This is a genomic window from Lysinibacillus sp. RU7 (assembly GCF_057837305.1).
Window position 1 is genome coordinate 22,844 of sequence record NZ_JBYQFK010000040.1, and the last position, 6,634, is coordinate 29,477.

The following is a 6,634-nucleotide window of genomic DNA, read 5'->3' on the forward strand; positions in this document are numbered from 1 at the left end:
GTGATTCACAATCAAAGTATAAAACAACGAACACTTCTCATGATTTTAAAAATTATGAGAAGTGTTTTTTATATGTTTTTCAGAGGGCATATTTTTCTGTTAATAACAAAGGGCCGTCTGAAAAGGCATTTCGATGTGACCACCGCAGGAGCAATATTTCTTAATGGATAATTATTAAGAAGTAAAGGGGTATCCAGAAAGTTTTTACTTTCTGGATACCCCTTGTTGTTCTAGCTGTAAAAGCTGCTCTTTATTTAACATTGTGATTACTACATTAGAACATACATTGTTCCAGCAGAGAGATACAGGATGTTGCTGATCGAGATAGAGTAATTGGGTTGAAAGGTCTTTTCTTGTTCTTTTAATGTCGATTGTATCAAGCAAATGAGGTGATGCAATTGGCAATAAACCTGTTTTAAAAAGAGCTTCTTTTAATGTCCAAAACTCATAAAAAACAGGTAGAGGCTGATGAGAGACGAATGGAAGCTCTGCCTCGGAAAGCGCATATGCCATCATCTCTTCATTCACAGGCTTTATTTCTTCAACATCAATGCCAACTCGCCCGTTAGTTGTTACTGCTAACACAATCCAATTACCAGAATGAGAAAGATTAAAATCGCCTTGCCAATGAGGATATCCTGCAATATATGGGCGACCATGTTCATCATGCGCCAGGTGTAACAGGACTTCATCAATGTACGGAAGGAGCGCCCATCTGATGAGGGCACTACCTAGTAAGGCTCGTTGGCGATCTTGCCAATGTTTGTATTGTGTAATTTTTCTTTGAACATCAAAAGGGAGTACTTTGAGAAAAGCATCCCATTCTGATGGTGTTAACTGTGCTCCTAGAGGCAGTGCAAATACCTGTATATTTTGTCTAATCATCGTATACTGACTTGTTTTGGTTTAGGGAAGTAGCCTGTATGGATCCCGTATTGAATCATTTTGTGAATAAAGGCTGTATTTGGTACCGCACATTCAATCTTTGTAGTAGCTAAAAATTCGATAGTTTTTTTGCAGTTGAAGATAAATGGGGAGTCGCTAGCTCCATCACCTTCAAGTTGAGCAATCGCTAACGGTAAATACGCCTGTGCCTCTTGTGAATGATCGCCATTTAATAGCCAATCTGTATATTCTTGTGTAGATACAATGGTTAGGTCATAACCAAGTTCCTTCATCATGTCGATTAATTCTAAATAAGTAAGTGATACAGGGTTACATAAATGGAAGACATGACCGTTAGTTGCTGGCTGTTTTGCCAGAGAAACGAGCGCCTGGCTAGCGTAATTTATTGGTGTAAAGTCAACATGCCATTGAGCAGTAGGTGTTTTACCTAAATAAAGCATCGATTTCATCATACGGTAAAAGGCATTGTCATCCATATTACGTTGGAATTTACCTGTTTCGGAATGACAGCTTAAATTCCCCACACGGTAAATGGAAACAGGAATCGCATCATGCACAGCATTTCGAACAAGATTCTCTGCTTCTAGCTTACTTTGAGTATAAACATTATCAAGCTTTACATCATAACTAAAGTTACCATTTGCTTCATCTGGTCCCCATTGGGTGGCAGCTAACTCCTCTGGAATCCCCATTGTCGATACATAATGGAAATGCACACCTGGTTTCTGTTTGGCTAGTTCAAGCAAATAGCGCGTACTATTAACATTGACATGATTAAAATGATCAGCTGCACCGAAATGACGTACATCTGCTCCACAATGAATGATGGTACTGATTTCTTTCATAAGTATTTGTTCATCTTCATCACATAAATGAAGTCGTTGCTTGCCTAAGTCACCTTGGATAACAGTGACACGATCTGTCATCTGCAGAGCAATATGATTGCCAAAATAAAATTGCATACTTTCTATTAGCTTGGCTTCAATTGTAGTGTGGGCACTTGGTCGAATAAGGCAGTAAATGTGCGCATTTGTTGTTGCTAATAGCTCATACAAAATATGGCTACCTAAATAACCTGTAGCCCCTGTTAATAATATCGATGTCATTGGCAAAGGTTTCACGGTTTGTGAAACTTGTAGCGAACTAGGCTCCATTAAATCCTTGAAAACAATGTTAGCTGGTTGTTCTTGAATCTCAATAGTTTCCGGCTGATAATGACGAATATATTGATCAAGCGCTGCAATCGTTTGATATTGGAAGAAATCCTGAATCTTTAAGAATGGTATATGCCTTTTCACTTGTACAAGAATTTCGAGCACTTTTAGCGAATGCCCTCCAATGTGGAAGAAATTATCGTGAATGCCTATAGGCTCGATACCGAGTACGTATTCCCATGCCGTAGCAAGCATACGCTGTGTATCATTTTCTGGCGCAATATATGTATTGCTGCGAGATAGAGTTAACTCCAATGAGGCTAAGTGGTTTCGATCAATTTTCCCTGTAGGGGATAACGGCATTTCTTGCAATTCAATAAATTGCTCAGGCACCATATAATCTGGTAAAAGATTTGCCAAGTAGTCTCTTAAAAGCTGTTCCTCAAGCTGTATACCACTTGCCACCGTATAGTAGGCAAATAAATGATTATTGCCATCAGCCATTTTCTTCGCAATGATCACGGCTTCCTGAATGCTCGTATGATGGCTTAACGCTGTTTCAATTTCTCCAAGTTCAATACGGAAGCCTCTTACTTTGATTTGAGAATCTTGACGTCCCACAAATTCAACGACACCCGTTGGCAATAGACGAACTAAATCACCTGTTCGATACATTTTTTGTTTTGGCTTTAAGAGATGGGGTACAAAGACCTCAGCTGTTTTTTCCGGCTGATGTAAATAGCCTGCTGCTAAACCAGCACCTGCAATATATAATTCTCCGATTACATTCACGGGACAAAGCTGTTCATCCGCATTGATAACATACATTTCATAATTAGCGATAGGTCTGCCAATAGGGATGCTAGATTGCATGTTTGTTATGTGACTTTTCACCTTAAAATAAGAGGATAATACGGTGCATTCAGTTGGTCCATATACGTTAATAATTTCTGTCGAAAGTCCAAATTTCTCTTGCCATTTTTGAACAGTGATAGGCAATAAGGCTTCACCACCAACAGACAAATAATTGAGTGTCGAGAGTTTTTCTCGGTAGCTTACTGGTAAATGTGTAGCTAGCTGTGTAAAGAAAGCATTTGGCACAGTGGCAGTAGTTACTTGCTCACGACCAATCATATCAGCAAATGCTTCAACCGATAGACGCTCTATACTTGTCAGCATATGAAGTCTTGCCCCTGAAAAGAAAGCAGTAAACGTTTCTGTGACAGAAGGATCAAAACTATAAGAAATAAACTGAGAATAAACATCTTCTTTAGTTGAGTAGTAGATTCTTTGGTTATCTGTTATCAAATTAATGACAGCTCCATGCTGAAGCATAACGCCCTTTGGTTTACCTGTTGATCCAGATGTATAAATGATATAGGCTAAGTCGGATGGAAGCAGTTCACAGTATATATTTTCTTGTGAATAGCCTTGCTCCGTTTGGTTGATTGTGAATACTGTACGTGTTTGGGAATCATTATGTATGAAATCATTTAGTAGTGCTGTATGTTCATTTTTGGTTATGATAAATGGCGCACCTGTGTCGTTTAATAGATACTGACAACGTTCTTTTGGATAGCTCGGATCAATGGGAACATAGACTCCACCAGCTTTCAGGATACCTAACAGACTAATGACGGTTTCTTTACTACGCTCCATAACAATTGCTACATAGTTTCCTTTTTGCAAACCGTTGGCAACTAACATATGGGCAACTTGGTTGGATTGTTCATTTAGCTGACGGTAGGTCATCTGGCCATCTTCATAAGATAAGGCAATCCGTTCAGCAAACTGTTGTGCTACCTGATAAAATACGTCGGGTATTGTGGTGTGTTTATCGTAGTCAGCCATTGTTCGATTTAAAGTTTGATACGCGATGAAGTCTTCTTCGTTCAATAGTTGTGTTCGAATGGATGGTAGCGTTTGTTGCGTAAAAGAATGGGTGTTATTCTGTGATGGGTGTACATCCAATGCTCGTGTATTTTTCAATTATGACAACTCCTATTTTAGAAAAGGGCAGACACTTATGAAGGAGCGATGATAGTCATTAGGTCCACAGCAGTGAAGCAATCTGTGCGTGACTAATGGACATAAATCTCCTTATAAGGGCAGCCCTTTCACTTTTTAAAAGAAAGTATAAATTTTTTCAAATTGAAAGCGTATTTAGCGCAAGCGGACTAGCCACTGTGAGCCTATCTCCAACGCATGTTGGCGCTAGAGAGGGTGCTTGCCCTTTTGTTATTTCACTACAAAAGTATTGACAACATTCATTAATTCATCAGATAACTCGGATAATACTTGAGCTTCTTCAGAAACTCTTTGTACCGTATTTAATTGAGAGGCAGAAGTGGCTGCTACTACGCTTGTACTGTCTTTTGAATTGACTGAAAAATCTTCCATATCTTTAACAGCAGATGTTACTTCTTCCATACCAGCTGCCATTTCTTCAATCGTTGCAGAAAGCTCTTGAATTTGTCCTGTCACATGGTGAATGGAAGTTAAAATCTGGCTAAATGATTTTTCTGAATCATTGATCATGACAATTCCGTGATCTACCTCTTCTACAGCGTGAACCATGATATTGACAGATTCGTTTGTATCCTGCTGGATATGAGAAATAAGTGTAGAAATCTCTCTTGCCGATGCCTCAGATTGTTCAGCAAGTTTACGTACTTCATCAGCAACTACTGCGAAACCACTACCAGCTTCTCCAGCACGTGCAGCTTCGATAGCTGCATTCAATGCAAGTAAATTCGTTTGAGAGGCAATTCCTGTAATGATCCCTACGATTTCTTCGATTTTGTTGGAATGTTCGCCAAGTAATTTAACAGAAGCTGCGGATTGATTAACAGCTTTACTAATAGCATTCATTTGTACGACAGATTTATTTGTCGATTCATTACCTTTTTCAGCTTCCTCTGATGCTAAAAGAGAGGATTCTGAAATTTGATTGGACGTCATGGCAATTCGTTGGATACCAAGATTCATTTCTTCAATGGTAATTGTACTTTCTTTTGCTTTTTGTACTTGAAGATCAGCGCCACTTGCAATTTCTTGCATGGAAGAAGCTACGTTATTATATGAATCAGAAGCTTCCTGCATATTTACAGATAAAACATGGGCAGTGCGTGAAACACGTGCAGAAACATGCGTTGTACTTTTAATAACATTTTTTAAGTTTTCAATCATTGCATTAAAGTTTTGTGTGAGCATTCCTACTTCATCTGTTGAAGTAACTGGTAAAGGGTCAAGCTCTAAATTACCTTCTGCGACTTTTTTAGATTGCAAGGAAAGCTGTTGAATAGGTGTTAATTTTTTTCTCAAAAGAGTATAGACAGCAATAGATGAACCAATTAAGAAAATAACAGTGACCAATAATATCCATAGGGCTTCAGACAGTGCTTTTTTTGTTACCATCGATACATCATAATCAATGGCATAAGCGGCCAGCATGTTTCCATTTTCATCTAAGATTGGTGTAAGACCTGTTTTAAAGCTACCAAATTCATCGCTATAAATAGCTGTTGCTGTTGCTTGTTTTGTATCAAAAACTTCTTTAATTCTTGCCAAGAAATCGGGAGATACCCCCATAGCAATCATATCTTGGTTATACTCAGCTCCGAGTGCAAGGATACTAGACGAGAGAACAGGTGCATTAATATTTTCCCCATTAACTGTAATTAAAAATAGATTGACAATGCTATCAGAATTATCATTGATCGCATCCATTTCATTTGTTAATCGTAGAGCATCAGGGTTACTATTTGTTGGATTCTCTAATATTGAGTTCAACGTAGTACTATCAATGGTTTTAGCTAGGATCATGCCTTTGTCAGATAGCGATTGATCCATGTCTGTCAAATTACTGTTTCTTACTATATAATAAGAAAGAACTGAGGTAACTAATCCAAATAATAATAAAATACTTACTACTATTGCAGTTAATTTTTTACTAATGGACATTTGCTGCTTCTTGCTTTTTTTCATACTTTTCCTCCTCATACGGTATAGCAAATATTTCAATCTAAGGATAAGAAATGGATAATTTAGTCGATGTACTACACCTTGAAGCTGTTGACGTTATTCGTAGAAGTCCAGGTGCGTTCTAAATAGTTATAAATGAAAAATAATCTATTTATTTCCTATCATGTAACTACTATACTGACAAAAAAAATGATTCACAACCTAGAAAACTTCCTATTTAAAGTCTCGATTTCTATGAATAAATGAAGAAATCTAGTTTTTTAGTCTATATATTTTTTAGAATAGGTTAAATCTTTACAAAAAATTTACAATAAATAGTATAAAAAAGAGGTATACTCAAATTTTCCTTAATTTAAATTGATTAAAAATTTGGATGAAATGCGAATTTCTAAACTATTATTAAGTATTTTTACTTATTTTGTCGTGTCTTGTGTGCTAGGGGATATGCTAATTTTCATTATGGTAATAAAATGAAAAAAAGTTTATATCTTTATTTGAGAATAAAGATATAACTTTTTGTGGAGATGAAAACCCCCTGCTATGCAGGGGGTTCCGGAAAGCTTTTAGCTATGGACAAAAAAAATACTCCA

3 protein-coding genes are annotated in these 6,634 nt (G+C 37.2%); all 3 read right to left on the reverse strand.

Annotated elements, in window-relative coordinates:
- Positions 1–204: 204 nt before the first annotated feature.
- Positions 205–885: a 4'-phosphopantetheinyl transferase family protein gene (locus AC3II9_RS20270; protein WP_489158389.1), complete on the reverse strand. Its 681-nt coding sequence runs from the start codon at positions 883–885 to the stop codon at positions 205–207.
- Positions 882–4,049 carry a non-ribosomal peptide synthetase family protein gene (locus AC3II9_RS20275; protein ID WP_489158391.1) on the reverse strand — a complete coding sequence of 1,056 codons (3,168 nt, stop codon included), beginning with the start codon at positions 4,047–4,049 and terminating at the stop codon, positions 882–884. The genes AC3II9_RS20270 and AC3II9_RS20275 overlap by 4 nt, the downstream gene beginning before the upstream one ends.
- Before the next feature lie 249 nt (positions 4,050–4,298).
- On the reverse strand, positions 4,299–5,912 hold the full coding sequence (locus AC3II9_RS20280) for a methyl-accepting chemotaxis protein (protein ID WP_489158393.1): 1,614 nt from the start codon (positions 5,910–5,912) through the stop codon (positions 4,299–4,301).
- Between the last annotated feature and the right edge of the window lie 722 nt (positions 5,913–6,634).

What these genes read in the sequence shown, in the direction of transcription:
- AC3II9_RS20270 (WP_489158389.1), bottom strand. Translation starts at nt 885, where the DNA reads ATGATTAGACAAAATATACAGGTATTTGCACTGCCTCTAGGAGCACAG.
- AC3II9_RS20280 (WP_489158393.1), bottom strand. Translation starts at nt 5,912, where the DNA reads ATGGATCAATCGCTATCTGACAAAGGCATGATCCTAGCTAAAACCATT.